General features: G+C 63.5%; 12 protein-coding genes. 7 read left to right on the forward strand and 5 right to left on the reverse strand.

Translation table 11 applies throughout. The annotated features are described in order from the left end of the window. Positions 1-28 precede the first annotated feature (28 nt). Positions 29-523, forward strand: coding sequence for a dihydrofolate reductase (locus tag MKD49_RS03305; protein WP_252695446.1), 495 nt, complete (start codon positions 29-31; stop codon positions 521-523). A gap of 211 nt (positions 524-734) precedes the next feature. After that, the gene (locus tag MKD49_RS03310) at positions 735-2,987 is read left to right on the forward strand and encodes an arginine/lysine/ornithine decarboxylase (protein WP_121045317.1); all 2,253 of its coding nucleotides are present in this window, start codon (positions 735-737) and stop codon (positions 2,985-2,987) included. A gap of 80 nt (positions 2,988-3,067) precedes the next feature. Here the strand turns inward: MKD49_RS03310 and MKD49_RS03315 are convergent, their stop codons facing one another. Both MKD49_RS03315 and MKD49_RS03320 read right to left on the reverse strand, forming a co-directional pair. Then, positions 3,068-3,598 (reverse strand): chromate transporter, encoded by a 531-nt coding sequence (locus tag MKD49_RS03315; protein ID WP_069374536.1) that lies wholly within the window; start codon positions 3,596-3,598, stop codon positions 3,068-3,070. Continuing rightward, entirely contained in the window at positions 3,595-4,227 is a 633-nt protein-coding gene (locus MKD49_RS03320; RefSeq protein ID WP_134137536.1) for a chromate transporter, read from the reverse strand. The genes MKD49_RS03315 and MKD49_RS03320 overlap by 4 nt, the downstream gene beginning before the upstream one ends. Positions 4,228-4,327: 100 nt before the next feature. Here MKD49_RS03320 and MKD49_RS03325 point away from each other — a divergent pair, with 100 nt between their 5' ends. After that, on the forward strand, positions 4,328-5,254 hold the full coding sequence (locus tag MKD49_RS03325; RefSeq protein WP_252695447.1) for a LysR family transcriptional regulator: 927 nt from the start codon (positions 4,328-4,330) through the stop codon (positions 5,252-5,254). Positions 5,255-5,359: 105 nt separating this feature from the next. On the opposite strand, the gene dcd is transcribed toward MKD49_RS03325, so the two are convergent. Then, complete coding sequence (dcd, locus tag MKD49_RS03330) at positions 5,360-5,929, reverse strand: dCTP deaminase (RefSeq protein WP_039784915.1); 570 nt, start codon at positions 5,927-5,929, stop codon at positions 5,360-5,362. 122 nt (positions 5,930-6,051) lie between these two features. Beyond that, positions 6,052-6,873 (reverse strand): enhanced serine sensitivity protein SseB C-terminal domain-containing protein, encoded by an 822-nt coding sequence (locus tag MKD49_RS03335; RefSeq protein ID WP_252695448.1) that lies wholly within the window; start codon positions 6,871-6,873, stop codon positions 6,052-6,054. Positions 6,874-6,988: 115 nt separating this feature from the next. Here MKD49_RS03335 and MKD49_RS03340 point away from each other — a divergent pair, with 115 nt between their 5' ends. Next, a complete protein-coding gene (locus MKD49_RS03340; RefSeq protein WP_252695449.1) occupies positions 6,989-8,443 on the forward strand; it encodes a HEAT repeat domain-containing protein in 1,455 nt (484 codons plus the stop codon). 167 nt (positions 8,444-8,610) lie between these two features. Here MKD49_RS03340 and hrpA read toward each other — a convergent pair whose 3' ends face one another. Beyond that, on the reverse strand, positions 8,611-12,669 hold the full coding sequence (gene hrpA, locus MKD49_RS03345) for an ATP-dependent RNA helicase HrpA (protein WP_252695450.1): 4,059 nt from the start codon (positions 12,667-12,669) through the stop codon (positions 8,611-8,613). 185 nt (positions 12,670-12,854) lie between these two features. Here hrpA and argA point away from each other — a divergent pair, with 185 nt between their 5' ends. The 3 genes from argA (at position 12,855) to MKD49_RS03360 (ending at position 17,439) form a co-directional block, all read left to right on the forward strand. Beyond that, the gene (gene argA / locus MKD49_RS03350) at positions 12,855-14,168 is read left to right on the forward strand and encodes an amino-acid N-acetyltransferase (protein WP_199725134.1); all 1,314 of its coding nucleotides are present in this window, start codon (positions 12,855-12,857) and stop codon (positions 14,166-14,168) included. 97 nt (positions 14,169-14,265) lie between these two features. Next, complete coding sequence (locus tag MKD49_RS03355; protein WP_008331210.1) at positions 14,266-14,538, forward strand: oxidative damage protection protein; 273 nt, start codon at positions 14,266-14,268, stop codon at positions 14,536-14,538. Between the two features lie 147 nt (positions 14,539-14,685). Beyond that, positions 14,686-17,439: a pitrilysin family protein gene (locus tag MKD49_RS03360; RefSeq protein ID WP_252695451.1), complete on the forward strand. Its 2,754-nt coding sequence runs from the start codon at positions 14,686-14,688 to the stop codon at positions 17,437-17,439. The last annotated feature ends 74 nt before the right edge of the window (positions 17,440-17,513 follow it).

Raw genomic sequence — 17,513 nt, forward strand, 5'->3', positions numbered from 1 at the left:
GGCCTTCCGTCCGAACCCAGATTCCCGCATGACCACAGCTTCCGGCTCCCTCACCATCGTCGTCGCTACCGACCTCAACAACGGCATCGGCATTCGCAACACCCTGCCCTGGCATCTGCCGGAAGACCTGGCCCATTTCAAGCGCACCACCTCGGGGCATGCCATCCTGATGGGCCGCAATACCTTTGAATCGATCGGCCGGCCGCTGCCCAACCGGCGCAACATCGTCATCACCCGCAATACCGAATGGCAACACGCGGGGGTGGAGACGGCGGCTTCGCTGCAGGAGGCCGCCGCGCTGGCGCAAGGTGCACCGGCCTTCATCATCGGCGGTGCGCAGATCTACGCGGAAGCCCTGCCGCTGGTGGACCGGCTCATCATCACCCGCATCAACCAGGCTTTTGATTGCGACGCCTTCTTCCCGGCCCTGGACCCGCTGCTGTGGCAGGAGACGGCACGTGAGGACCACCGGTCCGAAACTTCCGGATTGGACTACGCTTTTGTGACATACGAAAGACGTTGAACCACCTCGGCGCGAGGCTGTTGTTTTTTCCCTTTTTTGCTTAAACTGCGCACCTCTTTAGCGCAGTTGGCGCGCACGTTGCGCGCATATCTGCGACAATCCCGCTTTCATTTTTCCGGCGCGCAAGCACTGCCAGCCCAGGCGCTTTTCTTTTCACCCCCTGCGCGCGCCCGCCTACCCGGTCCCACGCGCGCAAAGCCTGGAGAAATCCATGAAATTCCGATTCCCCATCGTCATCATCGACGAAGACTTCCGCTCCGAAAACACCTCGGGCCTGGGCATCCGCGCCCTGGCCGACGCCATCGAAGCCGAAGGCATGGAAGTGCTGGGCGTGACCAGCTACGGCGACCTGGCCCAGTTCGCCCAGCAGCAGTCGCGCGCCTCGGCCTTCATCCTCTCCATCGACGATGAAGAAATGGGTGCCGGCTCTGACGAAGAAACCGACCACGCCCTCAAGGCCCTGCGTGCCTTCGTGAGCGAAATTCGTCACAAGAACGCCGACATCCCCATCTACCTCTACGGTGAAACCCGCACCTCGCGCCACATTCCCAACGATGTGCTGCGCGAACTGCACGGTTTCATTCACATGTTCGAAGATACGCCGGAGTTCGTGGCGCGCCACATCATCCGCGAAGCCAAGTCCTACCTGGACGGCCTGGCCCCGCCGTTCTTCCGCGCCCTGGTCGATTACGCCCAGGATGGCTCCTACTCCTGGCACTGCCCCGGCCACTCCGGCGGCGTGGCGTTCCTGAAGTCGCCCGTGGGCCAGATGTTCCACCAGTTCTTCGGCGAACGCATGCTGCGCGCCGACGTCTGCAATGCCGTGGAAGAACTGGGCCAGCTGCTGGACCACACCGGCCCGGTGGCCAACTCGGAACGCAATGCGGCGCGCATCTTCAATGCCGACCACTGCTACTTCGTCACCAACGGTACCTCGACCTCCAACAAGATGGTCTGGCACTCGACCGTGGCACCGGGCGACATCGTCGTCGTGGACCGCAACTGCCACAAGTCCATCCTGCACTCCATCATCATGACCGGCGCGATTCCCGTGTTCCTGATGCCGACCCGCAACCACCTGGGCATCATCGGGCCGATCCCGCTGGAAGAATTTACCCTCGAAAGCATCCAGCGCAAGATCGAAGCCAACCCCTTCGCCCGCGAAGCCAAGAACAAGAAGCCGCGCATCCTGACCATCACCCAGTCGACCTACGACGGCGTGGTCTACAACGTCGAGACATTGAAGGACATGCTCGACGGCGAGATCGAAACCCTGCACTTCGACGAAGCCTGGCTGCCGCACGCGACCTTCCACGACTTCTACAAGGACATGCACGCCATCGGCAAGGACCGTCCGCGCGCCAAGAAGTCGCTGATCTTCTCGACCCAGTCGACCCACAAGCTGCTGGCCGGCCTGTCGCAGGCCTCGCAGATCCTGGTGCGTGAGTCCGAAACCGTGAAGCTCGATGAAGACGCCTTCAACGAAGCCTTCCTGATGCACACCTCGACCTCGCCGCAATATTCCATCATCGCCTCCTGCGACGTCGCAGCCGCCATGATGGAAGCGCCGGGCGGCACGGCGCTGGTGGAAGAAAGCATCCTGGAAGCGTTGGACTTCCGCCGCGCCATGAAGAAGATCGACCAGGAATTCGGAGATGAATGGTGGTTCCAGGTCTGGGGCCCCAACAGCTTCGCCGCCGACGGCATCGGCGAGCGCGAGGACTGGGTCATCAAGGCCGAGGACGACTGGCACGGTTTCGGCAACCTGGCACCGGGCTTCAACATGCTGGACCCGATCAAGGCCACCATCGTCACCCCCGGCCTGGCCCTGAACGGCCAGTTCGGCGAGAACGGCATCCCGGCCTCCATCGTGACCAAGTACCTGGCCGAGCACGGCGTGATCGTGGAGAAGTGCGGCCTGTATTCCTTCTTCATCATGTTCACCATCGGCATCACCAAGGGCCGCTGGAACACCCTGGTGACGGCGCTGCAGCAGTTCAAGGACGACTACGACAAGAACCAGCCGATCTGGCGCATCCTGCCCGAGTTCGCGCAGCGCAACCCGCGCTACGAGCGCCTGGGCCTGCGCGACCTGTGCCAGCAGATCCACGAGACCTACCGCGCCTACGATGTGGCACGACTGACCACCGAAATGTATCTGTCGGACATGCAGCCGGCCATGAAGCCTTCGGACGCCTTCTCCAAGATGGCGCACCGCGAGATCGAGCGCGTCCCCCTGGACGAACTCGAAGGCCGCGTCACCTCGATCCTGCTGACTCCGTATCCGCCGGGCATTCCCCTGCTGATCCCGGGCGAGATCTTCAACAAGACCATCGTCGATTACCTGAAGTTTGCGCGTGATTTCAACGAGAAATTCCCGGGCTTCGAAACCGACGTGCATGGCCTGGTCAAGCGTGAAGTCAACGGCCGCCGCGATTACTTCGTGGATTGCGTCAAGCAGTAAACCTCTGCGCTGCACGTAAAAAAACAGCCGATGCCTGCGAGGGCATCGGCTGTTTTGTTTTCACGCCGGCAGACGCGCCGTCAGAACGTGCCGAGATAAAAGAAGCCCGCCAAAGCCCCGCCAAACAACAACCACAGCGGATGGATCTTGGTCTTGAGCGCGATGATGGCCGTGGCCGCCGTGATCGCCGCCAGGAAGCCGTGGGTGATCGACGCCTGCGTGATCAACAGCGCCGACGCCGCGACCAGCCCGCCCGTAACCGGCAGCAGCCCGGCCTGTACGTGCCGCCGCCAGGGCTTGTCCTTGAACCTCTCCCAGACGTGCAACATGATGATGGTGATGATGGAAGACGGCCCGAACTTGGCCAGGCTGGTCACCAGCATCCCCCAGAAGCCGGCCACATGCCAGCCCACCAGCGTGACCACCATCAGGTTGGGACCGGGTGCCGCCTGCCCCAGGGCGAACAGCGCACTGAAATCCTCGGCGCTCATCCAGTGATGCACTTCCACTACCTGGCGCTGCATCTCCGGCAGGATGGTATTGCCGCCACCGAAGGCCAGCACCGACAACTGCGTGAAGATGATGGCCAATGCGATCAGGGTCTGGCTCATTGCGCGCCCTCCTGCTTGCCCTCACGCTGTGCCGGCACAGGCTGCGGCTTGGCGGCAAAGCGATCACCGTAACGTGCGGTGAGGACCACGCTGATGGGTGTCATCACCAGCATCACCCACAGCAAGGGAATGCGCAGGAAGGCGATGGCGATGAAGCAGATCACCGCCACGGCCGCCAGCACCAGGTTCTTGCGCAGCGGCAGCGCGATCTTCACGGCCATTTGAATCAGCAGGCCCGCCGCCGCCGCTGCCAGCCCGGCGAACAGATGCTTGACGTTGGGATCATGCTGGAAATGCTGGTAGATCATCCCCAGCAGGATCACCACCATGGAGGGCACGGCGATCAAACCGGTGATGCCCGCCACGGCCCCCTTCCAGCCCCGGAACTTCATGCCCAGCGCCACCGACAGGTTGATGATGTTGCCCCCGGGCAGGAACTGGCACAGCCCCAGCAGCTCGACGAATTCAGGATCGGTCAGCCATTTTCGGCGTTCGACGATCATGCGGTGTGCCAGCGGCAGCGCGCCGCCGAAGGCAGTCATGCCCAGGCCGAGAAAGCCCAGGAACAATTCCCTGGTAGTGGGGATAGGCCGTTGCTCGGCCAGGAGGTCAGGAGTGCTCATCATCATCTCATGCAAGCGCGGCGTGATTGCCGCATGCATGAAAGGCTACGCTTGAGGAGGGTTTTTGTCTAATATATGTCAGACACCCTATCCATATTCTACCGATATGTCACCTTCCATCGACCTGCGCCTGTTGCGCTACTTCATCGCCGTGGCTGAAGAGGGCCACCTGACCAAGGCGGCCGAGCGCATCGGCATCCAGCAGCCGCCGCTGTCGCAGCAGATCCGCCTGCTGGAGCGCGAACTGGGCGTGACGCTGTTCAACCGCCTGCCGCGCGGCATGGAACTCACCGACAGCGGCACCGCCCTGTTCAACGATGCCCGCGCCCTGCTGGCGCAACTCGATACGACGGTCGCCAGCGTGCGCCGCATCGCCCAGGGCAAGATGGGACGCATCGCCGTGGGCTTCACCGAATCGGCCTCGCTGCATCCCTTCGTGCATTCGGTCATTCGCGCCTTCCGTGCCGATGCGCCGGACGTGGCGATGACGGTGGAAGAAAGCAATACGAATGAACTGATCGAAGCACTGCGCGCCAAGCGCCTGGACCTGGCCTTCGTGCGTTCTCCCGTGGGGGATTCCGGCGGCCTGACCATCGAGACCATGCTGGTGGAAGACATGGTGGCCGCGTTGCCGATCGACCATCCGCTGGCCGAGCATGGCAAGCGCAAGAGCATTGCCCTGCACGCGCTGGCCGAGGAGTCCTTCATCATGACGCGCCGGCCCAATGGCCCCGGCCTGTACGACACCATCATCGCGGCCTGCCATGCGGCGGGCTTCTCGCCACAGGTGATACAGGAGGCGCGCAAGAATCTCTCCACGCTCTCGCTGGTGGCGGCGGGCGTAGGGGTGGCCGTCATCCCGGCGTCGATGACGCGGGTCAATGCGGAGGGGGTGGTGTACCTCAAACTGACCGGCGCAGCCGAGCTGAAAGCGCCGCTGCACCTGGCTTACCGCACCGGCAGCATCAGCAGCGCGGCACGGCTGATGCGTGAAGAGGCGCTGAAACTGAGTGCGGGGCGCAAGCGGCGCTGATGTCGGCAGACATATTGCCGAGATATGGCAATCCGTTGATCGATACAAAAATGGCTTCCCGCAGGAAGCCATTTTTTTGTACTGCCGATATGGTTTATATCGTTTTCAGGTCTTGGGCAAGGTCACGCCATGCTGTCCCTGGTACTTGCCGCCGCGATCCTTGTAGGAGGTCTCGCAGACTTCATCGCTTTCGAAGAAGAGCACCTGGGCGCAGCCTTCGCCCGCATAGATCTTGGCCGGCAGCGGCGTGGTGTTGGAGAACTCCAGGGTCACGTAGCCTTCCCATTCCGGTTCGAAGGGCGTGACGTTGACGATGATGCCGCAACGCGCGTAGGTGGACTTGCCCAGGCAGATGGTCAGCACGCTGCGCGGGATGCGGAAGTATTCGACGGTACGCGCCAGGGCGAAAGAATTGGGGGGGATGATGCAGACATCTCCCTTGAAATCCACGAAGGATTTCTCGTCGAAGTTCTTGGGATCGACGATGGTGGAATTGATGTTGGTGAAGATCTTGAATTCGTTGGCGCAGCGAATATCGTAGCCATAGGACGAGGTGCCGTAGGAAACGATCTTGCTCCCGTCAGCGGCCAGGCGTACCTGCCCGGGCTCGTAGGGTTCGATCATTCCTTCCTGCTCCGCCATGCGGCGGATCCACTTGTCTGACTTGATGGCCATGGTATTCAACGTATTCAAAGAATCCGGCATTTTACGCGAAAACCGGCCCAAGTTGGGCCATCGCGGGCCATCCTGGCAGGCCCGGGCCTGCCGCTCTCAGCCGGCAGGCCTGGCTGCCTCAGCTAGCGTCCCCCGCCGAACAGGGACTTGAAGAAGCCCACGCGTTCGGGTTGGCGGCGTTCATAGAAGGGCTTGGTCTCGGTCAGCATGAAGTCGGCGATGCTGTTGCCGGCCTCCACGCGCAACATGTCCACCGGTGCATTGGCCGGTCCGTGCTCGGCGATCACGGGCGTGATCTCGCGCATCAGGCGTTCCATGTGGCTGGCGGGAAGATCGACGCCTATCACCAAGGTGGGCTGTGGATCGTGACCAGGGTTGTGCATGAGGGCGAGATAGGCGGCCTTGACCTTGTCGTGGCGGGTAAAGAACGCCGACAGCGCGTCCAGCATCGCCTGCGGCGGCTGGTCCGGCACACCCAGCTGCACATTGGCGCCGCCCATGTCGCGCGAGGGCGGCACGCCGCCGTTGTCTTGCTGCAGCACATGGGCCACTTCGCCGGGAACGAAGTACTTGGGGAGGGGGCTGTCAGGATAGAGGATGAAAATCGTCCGGCCATCGCCACACATGCGGAAGAGCTCGCGCACCGTCATGCCCAGACAGGAAGCGCCTTCCTCGAAGGCTTGCCCGATTTCCTCCATGGAACTGAACATGGGCAGCATCATCTCGCCGTCTTCGCCGGGCCAGCGCATGATCTGGACCTGCTCGCGGTTGCCGTCGGGCGGCAGGTTGCCGCGCACGAACACGGTAGACTCCAGCAGCATGCGATAGAAGGCGGGACGCGCTTCCGGGTCTTCGTGGGCACGGCGCAGGGCTTCTTCGAGGGGGGTGACGACGGGGGAGGATTCGGCTTGCATGGCGCTCTCTTTCTGGTTGTTGGGGTCCATGCCGTACCGTTCCGGCGAACGGCACAAGGCGCAGTTTTGAGCAGCCTGCAAATCGAAGGTTCCCATCTTGTGGGATATCGGTGACAATGGACCGATATTTCCAAAAGGAAACAATATGTTCTTCCTGATTGCGCGTTTGCTCAAGGCCTGGACCCGCCCCATTCCCGGCCCGACCGGCGAAGGCAGCCGGGACCACCTGCCGCACGCCGACGGTGGCGAGCCTGCCGACTGGGGGCCGCGTGTTTACCTGCCGGGCCACGGAGACATTTCATTGCGCCGCGCCTTGCCCAGAGTCGCCGCCATGGAGAAGCCGGAACTGGTCTGCGAGTGCATCACGCAGCATTCGGGCTATCTGCGCCAGGCCGGCATCGAACGCGCGATGGTGTTGAATGACACACGCTACCTGCCGCTGCTGGCGGCTCGCCTCAACGATTGGAGCGCTCCGGTACGACAGGCAGCGCAGCAGGCACTGGCGCATTACCGCAGCACGCATCCTGCGGCCGATTTCGTCCCCGCCCTGGCCGCGTTGCATGGCGCGGCACGCGGGCAGCGCTCGGACCGCGCGTGGATCGCTGCATTCGTGCTAGGGCTTGATGCGGAAGACAGTGCGGATTGGCTGAAGTCTGCGCTGACGTCACGCGATGCGCCCCTGCGGCGCGCGGCGTATGCGCTGGCAATGGATTACCTGCCGCAGCGACTGGACGAACTGGTGGCCTTCGGCTTGGGCTCGCGCGATCTGATGCTGGCGCACCGGGCGCTGCTCGCCCTGCCCCGGCTTGATGACGAGAGGCGTCGCGCGCATACACCGTTGGGCCTGCGCTCGCCGTTCGGACAGGTGCGCCAGTTCGCGGTCGACCATGCGCCTGCGCCGTTGTCCCGCGAAGCGCTGCTGACGCTGCTGTTCGATCCGATGCCGCGCATCCGGCAGACGGCGGCAGCGCAACTGGCCGCGTTGGGAGAGGATGTGAAGGGCCACGTGCATCAGGCCATCCAGGATGGACAACTGGCCGCGCGTCCGCTGTGCGCCGCACTGGCGCTGCTGGTGCAGTGGCGGCAGCCGGATGTGGAGAATTTGTTGCGCCACCATGCGGACGATGCGCGCGAACGGGTGCGGCGACAGGCCTTGTTCCTGTGGGCCAGAGTGTTGCCGCAGGAACGCGATGCCGTGGCCTTGCGGGCTCTGCTGGACGCGGCGGGCTCGGTGCGCAAGCTGGCGGTGCAGCTGTGCCGGGATGGCGCTTACGTCCGCTTTGAGGATATCGCCACCATGCTGCGTCGGCATGGACATCAGACGGCGGCGCTATCGCTTTGTGCACGCCATCCCTGGGATATGGTGGCTTGTGTCGTTTTCATTGACAGCCTCGGGGAGCGTCAGCCCTGTCAGGATGAACGCCTGCGCGCCGCGCTGATGCCGTGGCTGGGCAATGCGGAGGCTGGATGGACCAGTCCGCAGCCTTGGCATATCGCGCTGATGCAGGAGCGGGATGGGGTGCGGAGGCTGCGGCGGATCATGTCGCCGGGTTGGGATGTGGAAGTGGATGCGTTGCTGAGCGGGTTGATGGATCGGTGACGGACTGAAGGGCCGATGCAAGTTTCTGGTGTGACGCTGTGTTGACATTGCTTCGGCAGGGAGAGTGTTGCGGGCACCAGCGACTTTATGGCTCACATTACTTCTGCACGTTCTTCTTTCGCACAACATCCGCCAGGACGAAGAGCAAGCCTCCGTCTGGCTCATCCTCACCGCTGCATGCTCTCCCACACCTTCTGCAAGCGCTTCACCGACACCGGCATCGGCGTCTTCAGTTCCTGCGCATAAAGCGACACGCGCAGTTCCTCCAGCATCCAGCGGAACTCGGTCATCTTGGGATCAACCCGGCCGGCGCGGTCCTTCAGGGCGCGCTGGTAGGGCAAGGCCACCGAATTCCACTCCGCCAGCAGCCGCGTATCGCGAGCCGGATCGGCGCGCAGCTTGTCCAGCCGCACGTTGATGGCCTTGAGGTAACGCGGATAGTGGCTGAGATTTCCGTAATCCGTTTCCGCCACGAAACGCTTGCCCACCAGTTGCGACAACTGCGCCTGCATGTCAGCCGCCGCAGCCGCATGGGCCTTGATGCCCTGCAGCTTCTTGGGCAGGGCGTGATACTCAGCCAGCACCTGGCCGCACAGGCGCGCAATCTCGTTGACCAGCAAACCCAGACGCGCCTTGCCTTCATCACGGCGGCGGTTGAATTCATCGGCGTTGCGCGGCAGCGGGTCCTGCAGGAAAGCCCGTTCCAGACCGGCGTTGAGGATCTGTTCACGCAACTCTTCCTGCGAACCCAGCGCCATGAATTGCATGCCCATCTGCTGCAGTCCCGGAATGTTCTTCTCCAGATACTTCAGCTGCTCCTTCATCTGCAAGGCAAACAGCCGACGCAGGCCGGCGTAATGGAAACGCGCCGCCTCGGCCGGATCATCGAAAACTTCCAGATCGCAATGCGTCTTGCGATCCACCAGCGCCGGGAATCCAATCAGTGTCTGTGCCTGCTTGCCGCTGCCACGCGTGATCTCCAGCAGCTCCGGCAATTCACCGAAACTCCAGCTGGTGAGATTGCTGTACTCGCCCACCGAAGCGGGAGCCGCCAGGGCTGCGCTCGGAACCGGCTTGCCGGATACAGCAGCGGGCGTGGGTGCGGCGCTGTCCTCATCCTCGCGCGGGGCAATGGCCACCTGTTCGGCCAGCTTCTGGAACTGCTGGCGCGCCTGCCCGCCGAATTCGGCCTGCAGGGCAGCGAGATTGCGGCCCATCTCCAGCTGTCGTCCATGCTCATCGACGATCTTGAAGTTCATCGCATGGTGCGCCGACAGCGTCTCCTGCTTGAAGTCGCTGGGCTTGACCAGAATCGTGATCTGCTCACGGATGTCGGCAATGATGGCGTCGATCAGGTTGCCCCGGCCGAAGGTCTTGCGCTCTTCCATGCGCTCGCAGAAACGCGCCGCGTAATCGGGCAGCGGCACGCAATGGCGGCGCAGCTTCTGCGGCAGGGATTTGAGCAGCAGGTGCACCTTCTCCTTCAACATGCCCGGCACCAGCCAGTCACAGCGGTCCGAGGAGACCTGGTTGAGTGCATACAGCGGCACGGTGAGGGTCACGCCATCGCGCGCCGCACCGGGCTCGAAGTGATAGCTCAAGGCCATGGCGATGCCGGCCACGTTCATGGTCTTGGGGAAAAGCTCGGTGGTCACGCCGGCTGCCTCGTGACGCATCAGGTCGTCACGGTTCAGGTACAGCAGCTTGGGATCGGCAGCAGTGGCCTCCTTGTGCCACTTCTCGAAATCAACCCCGTTGCAGATGTCGTGCGGGATCAGCTTGTCGTAGAAACCGATGATCAGTTCATCGTCCACCAGCACATCGAGGCGGCGCGATTTGTGTTCCAGATTCTCGATCTCGCGCACCAATTTCTGGTTGTGCGCAAAGAACGGCGCGCGCGTCTCGAAGTCGCCACCGACCAGCGCATCGCGGATGAAGATCTCGCGCGCTTCGGCCGGGTTGATCTTGCCGTAATTGATGCGGCGCTGGCTGTACACCACCAGGCCATAGAGCGTGGCGCGCTCGGAGGCGGTGACCTGGGCGGCACGCTTTTCCCAGCGCGGCTCGCCCCAGGATTTCTTGAGCAGATGGCCGCCGAGTTTTTCCAGCCACTCGGGCTGGATGTTGGCCACGCAGCGCGCATACAGGCGCGCAGTATCCACCAGCTCGGCCGCCATCACCCAGCGGCCGGGCTTCTTGGTCAGGTGCGCACCGGGCCAGATGTTGAACTTGATGCCGCGCGCGCCCAGGTATTGCGCATCGTCCTCGCTCTTGAAACCGACGTTGCCCAGCAAGCCGGTCAGCAAGGCCAGGTGCAGTTGATCGTAGGTGGCCGGTGCTTCGTTGAGGCGCCAGCCCTGTTCCTTGACGATGGTCAGCAGCTGCGAATGGACATCGCGCCATTCACGCAGGCGCAGTTGCGAGAGGAAATTCTCGCGGCAATGTTCCTGCAACTGGCGATTCGATTTCTTGTGGGCGATGGCCTCTTCGAACCACTTCCAGATCTTGAGATAGCTGGCAAATTCCGACTTCTCGTCGGCGAATTTCCTGTGGGCGTTGTCGGCGGCATTCTGCGCATCCATGGGCCGGTCGCGCGGGTCCTGTACGGAGACCGCTGCGGCGATGATGAGCAATTCGGTCAGGCAGGCGTTGTCGCGGCCGGCCAGGATCATGCGGCCCACGCGCGGATCCAGCGGCAGGCGGGCCAGCTGCTTGCCCAGCGCGGTCAGGCGATTGACGCCGCCCTGCTCTTCCACCGCGCCCAGTTCCTGCAGGAGCTGGTAGCCGTCGGCAATGGCGCGGCCCAGCGGCGGTTCGATGAAGGGGAAGCTCTCCACATCCGTCAGATGCAGCGACTTCATGCGCAGGATGACCGAGGCCAGCGAAGAGCGCAGGATCTCGGGGTCGGTGAACTTGGGGCGCTGCAGGAAATCCTGCTCGTCATACAGGCGAATGCACACGCCCGCCGCCACCCGGCCGCAACGGCCGGCACGCTGGTTCGCTGCCGATTGTGCCACCGGTTCGATCTGCAACTGCTCGACCTTGTTGCGATAGCTGTAACGCTTCACACGGGCCAGACCGGCATCGACCACATAGCGGATGCCCGGCACGGTCAGTGAAGTTTCGGCCACATTGGTCGCCAGCACGATGCGGCGGGCATTGCTGGTCTTGAAGACGCGCTCCTGCTCCTGGGCGGAAAGGCGCGCAAACAGCGGCAGGATCTCCACATGCGGCGGATGATGCTTGCGCAGCGCCTCAGCAGCATCGCGAATCTCGCGCTCGCCCGGCAGGAACACCAGCACGTCACCGGAACCGATGCGCGCCAGTTCGTCCACGGCATCGACCACGGCATCCATCAGGTCGCGCTGTTCGCGGTCCTTCTGGGCCTGGCTGGCGCGGCCCTCGGCGCGCGCACGGGCCTGCGCCACTTCGGTGGAAACGCCGCTGCGGTCAGCATTGTCGATGGGACGGTAGCGAATCTCCACCGGATACAGGCGGCCCGAGACCTCGATCACCGGGGCCGGCACGAGCTCGCCCTTGACCTCGCGGCCGAAATGGCGGGCAAAGCGGTCGGCATCGATGGTGGCCGAAGTGATGATGATCTTCAGGTCGGGGCGCTTGGGCAGCAACTGCTTCAGGTAGCCCAGCAGGAAATCGATGTTGAGGCTGCGTTCATGCGCCTCGTCGATGATGATGGTGTCGTACTGGCGCAGCAGCGGATCGGTCTGCGTCTCGGCCAGCAGGATGCCGTCGGTCATCAGCTTGATCCACGCGCCCTTGGACAGCGTGTCGTTGAAGCGGACCTTGTAGCCGACCAGCTCGCCCGGCGGGGAATTGAGTTCCTGGGCGATGCGTTTGGCGGTGGAAGAGGCGGCGATACGGCGCGGCTGGGTGTGGCCGATCAGGCCCTTCTCGCCACGGCCCAGCTCCAGGCAGATCTTGGGCAGCTGGGTGGTCTTGCCGGAACCGGTCTCGCCGCTGACGATGATGACCTGATTGGCACGCAGGGCCTCGGCGATCTCGTGGCGGCGGCCGGAGACCGGCAGCTCTTCGGGGAAAGTGACCGGCGGCAGCGGATTGCGCACGGGCGACGCGGCATGGACGGCTGGCTCGGCGGCGGTGCGACGCGGACCTCGCTGCTCGCGCGGGCCGCGCGGACGATCTTGTTGCGGGTTCTGCTGCGCCTGGCCGCCGGGGGGAGTGTTGGGTGCTTTGGTAACGGACATGAGGCCGACATTATACCTGCCACCGCCCGCCCGGACAGGCTGCATGCGGGTGGACGGCCGATGGTGCAGGTTTGGGGGCGGCTTGCGGGCCGGTTGGCTCCGCTTTGCAACATCCGCGCAAGAAATCTGCCCCGATGCGGCCCGCAAGCCTACGGGCCGCCGCGACGCTGGTTATAATGCGCGTCATGGAAAAACAGACCGAATTCGTCAACTGGCTGCGTTCCGTCGCGCCCTATGTCCACGCCTTCCGCGGCAAGACCTTCGTGGTCGCCTTCCCGGGTGAGCTGGTCACGGCCGGCGGCTTGCAGGTGCTGGCCCAGGATCTCTCGCTGCTGCATGCGCTGGGCATCCGCGTGGTGGTGGTGCATGGCTCGCGTCCGCAGGTGGCCGAACAGCTGGCCCTGCGCAATGTCGAGGCGCGCTTTCAGAACGGCCTGCGGGTGACCGACAGCGCTGCCCTCGAATGCGCCAAGGAAGCCGCCGGCGAACTGCGCCTGGACATCGAGGCTGCCTTCAGCCAGGGCTTGCCGAATACCCCCATGGCGCATTCGGCCATCCGCGTGATCTCCGGCAACTTCGTCACCGCCCGCCCGATGGGCGTGATTGATGGCGTGGACCTGCAACTGACCGGCGTGGTGCGCAAGATCGCCGCCGACGTCATCCAGCCCATCATGAACGCAGGCGGCATCGTGCTGCTCTCCCCGCTGGGTTTCTCGCCCACCGGCGAAGCCTTCAACCTGACCATGGAAGACGTGGCCGTGTCCGCCGCCATCGCGCTGCGGGCCGAAAAACTGATCTTCCTGTCCGAAACCCCGCTGATGAAGGATGCCGGCGGCGCTGAAATCCGCGAGCTGTCTTCTCACCAGGCTGAGGCCGTGCTGTCGGCCGGCTTCCTGCCTTCGGATGCGGCCTTCTATCTGGCCAGCGTGGTCAAGGCCTGCAACGCCGGCGTCTCGCGCGCCCACATCGTGCCCTTCTCCACCGATGGCTCGGCCTTGCTGGAACTGTTCACCCACGATGGCGTGGGCACCATGGTCACCTACGAGAACCTGGAAAGCCTGCGCCAGGCCACCATCGAGGACGTCGGCGGCATCCTGAAGCTGATCGAACCGCTGGAAGCCGATGGCACCCTGGTCAAGCGCGGCCGCGAACTGATCGAGCGGGAAATCCATTACTTCTCCGTGATCGAGCACGACAATGTCATCTTCGGCTGTGCTGCCCTGTATCCCTTCCCCAAGGAGCGCATGGGCGAGATGGCCTGCCTCACCGTCAACCCGGAAGTGCAGGGCCAGGGCGACGGCGACCGTATCCTGAAGCACATCGAAACCCGTGCGCGCGAAGCCGGGCTGACCAAGCTCTTCGTGCTCACCACCCGTACCTCGCACTGGTTCTTGAAGCGCGGCTTCGTGCTGGCCGGTGTCAACGACCTGCCGCAAGATCGCCAGCAGATCTACAACTGGCAGCGCAAGTCGCAGGTATTGATCAAGAATTTGTATTAATCATTTTTCCGTCAGGACGTGAGCAGGCTCAACCGCTGACCCCCATCGCTGGCCCGCCCGTCCCAGGCATTTCAACTTAACGAACCAAGGAATCGACATGGCACGCATGGTCCATTGCATCAAACTGAACAAGGAAGCCGAAGGCCTGGACTTCCCGCCCTATCCGGGCGAGCTGGGCAAGCGCATTTATGAAAGTGTCTCCAAGGAAGCCTGGGCCGCCTGGCTCAAGCACCAGACCATGCTGGTCAACGAAAACCGCCTGATGCTGGCCGACGCCCGCGCCCGCAAGTATCTGGCCGCGCAGATGGAGAAGCACTTCTTCGGCGAAGGCGCCGATGCCGCCGCCGGTTACGTGCCGCCGAGCGAATAAGCTGCCCTGGTCGCTTGAGCAAGGCCGCAACGCCGCCCTGGTTCGCCACGGCGGCGTTTGTTTTGGCTGACGCATCGCGGCGGCCGGCTCGTCTACAATGCCGACTCCGAACCCTGATTCCCTACCGACTTCCCGCTGGAGCTCATCTTGTCCCTGCGTCATCTGCGCCTTGCCGTGCTTGCCGTCAGTCTCGGCTTTACCTTTGTTTCCCCCTGGGCCCACGCGGCCACGGCCAGCGCTGCGCCGACGCTGCCAGCCGGCGTCACGCAAGGCCCCAGCGCCGAGGGCATCAGCGAATACCGCTTTGCCAATGGCTTCAAGCTGCTCCTGCTGCCCGACGATTCCAAACCCACGGTCACGGTCAACATCACCTACCTGGTCGGCTCGCGCCACGAGAACTATGGCGAAACCGGCATGGCGCACCTGCTGGAACACCTGATGTTCAAGGGCTCGCCGCACAACCCGGCGATCCCGCAAGAATTCAGCAAGCGCGGCATGAACTTCAACGGCACCACCTGGCTGGACCGCACCAACTACTACGAGACCTTCGAGGCCGGCAAGGACAACCTGCAATGGGCGATTGCCATGGAAGCCGACCGCATGGTCAATTCCCGTATCGCGCGCAAGGATCTCGACAGCGAGATGACGGTGGTGCGCAACGAGTTTGAATCCGGCGAGACGTCGCCCTCGCGCGTGATGTTGAAGCGCATGCAGAGCGTGGCCTACGACTGGCACAGCTATGGCCGCAACACCATCGGCGCGCGCAGCGACATCGAGAACGTGCGCATCGAGAACCTGCAAGCCTTCTACCGCACCTACTACCAGCCCGACAATGCGGTGCTGCTCATTGCCGGCAAGTTCGATCCGGCACAGGTACTGCAATGGGTCAACCAGAGCTTCGGCCGCCTGCCCAAGCCCAAGCGCAAGCTGCCTGAATTCTGGACCGTGGAGCCGACTCAGGACGGCGAACGCCAGTTCGCCATTCGCCGCCGTGGCGACCTGCAACTGGTGGCGCTGGGCTACAAGATGCCCTCCGCGCTGCATCCGGATGCCACCGCCCTCTCGTTTGCCAGCGACATCCTGACCGACACGCCCAATGGCCGCCTGCACAAGCTGCTGGTGGAAAAGGGACTGGCCACGCAGGTCTATGCGATGCCGCTGAGCGGCTACGCGCCGGGGCTGCAGATGATCGTGGCGCAGGTCAAGGCAGGCGCTGACATCGAACCAGTCAAGCAGGCCATGATCAGCGCCGTCGAATCCTTCAGCACCGCACCGCCGACCGCCGAGGAACTGGCACGCCTGCGCCGCGAGAGTGCCAACAACTTCGAGACGCTGCAGAACAATCCACAGCAGATGGCAGTGGCGATGTCCAATGCGATTGCACGTGGTGACTGGCGTCTGGTCTTCATCGAACGCGATCTGGAGCAGCGGCTGACCAGCGCTGACATCGCTGCGGCGGCTGGCCGCTACTTCCGCCGCGACAACCGTACGGTCGGTCTCTACCTGCCGGAAGATCATCCGCAGCGTGCCGAGGTCCCGCCCGCACCGAGCGTGGAATCGCTGCTGGCGCAATACCAGCCGCGCCCGGCCATCGCCTCGGGCGAAGCCTTTGATCCGGCACCGGGCAACATCGAGCAGCGTACCACCCGCATTGCGCCAGGCCAGCCGCCCCACACCGCACTGAAGCTGGCCCTGCTGCCCAAGCAATCGCGTGGGCAGACGGTCTCGGTGAGCATGAACCTGGAGTTTGGCGATGCCGATAGCCTGTTCGGCCAGCGTACGGTCGCCTCGCTGACGGCGGCCATGCTCATGCGCGGCACGCGCGATCTGGATCGCCGCCAGCTGGCCGATGAATTCACGCGCCTGAAGATCAACGGCAACGTCTATCGCTTCCAGACCACGCGCGAGAATCTGGTCCCTGCGTTTGCGCTGGTAGGCGAAGTACTGCGCCATCCGCGCATGGATCCGGCTGAATTCGCGCAGTTGAAGAATGAGACCGTGGCGGCGCTGGAAGCCACGCGCAAGGAGCCGGACGCGCGTGCCGGCGAAGCGCTGCAACTGCACTTCAACCATTACCCGGACGGCGACTGGCGCGCTGCGCAGACGCTGGAACAACGCATCGCTGCCGTGCAGGCGGTGACGCTGGAACAGGTGCAGGCCTTCCATCGCCGCTTCTACGGCGCCTCGTATGGCGAAGTCGCCGTGGTCGGTGACTTCGATGCGCAAGCTGCACGCAAGGCCATTGATGCGGCCTTCGGCGGCTGGACCAGTGCCGCCCCCTATGCGCGCGTGCTGCAGACCTGGGCCGACATCCCGCCCAAGCGCATCCTCATCGATACGCCGGACAAGGAAAACGGTGTCTACCTGGCCCGCCAGAACATCCGCCTGCGCGATGATGATCCCGACTATCCGGCCCTGGCCGTGGCCAATTACCTGCTCGGCGGCTCCAGCCTGAAGTCGCGCCTGGCGGATCGCATCCGCCAGAAGGATGGTTTGTCCTATGGCATCAACAGCGGCTTGCAGGTCGGTGCCATCAGCGATGCAGGCTACTTCAGCGTGCGCGCAATCGCTGCCCCGCAGAACCTGGACAAGGTCGATGCCGCCGTGCGCGAAGAAATCGCCCTTCTCATCAAGGATGGCTTCACCGAGGAGGAACTGCTGCGCGCCAAGTCCGGCATCCTGCAGCAACGCAACCAGCAGCGCGCCGGTGATGGCGGCATCGCCACCAGCTGGAGCGCGCTGATGAACCTGAACCGCAGCTTCCTGTGGCAGCAGCAGCTGGACCTGAAGCTGGCCGACCTGACGCTGGCCCAATTGAATGCGGCCGTGCGCAAGTACATCGATCCGGCGCGCATGACCGTGGTGATTGCTCGGGATGAGGCCAAGGCCAGCCAGCCCTGAGGCATCCGCCTGAAATCATCGAGATGAAAAAAATGCCCGTGTCCTGCGACACGGGCATTTTTGTTTGCGACCAA

Origin of the sequence: Herbaspirillum sp. WGmk3 (assembly GCF_023952535.1) — a bacterium.
GTDB lineage: Bacteria > Pseudomonadota > Gammaproteobacteria > Burkholderiales > Burkholderiaceae_D > Herbaspirillum > Herbaspirillum huttiense.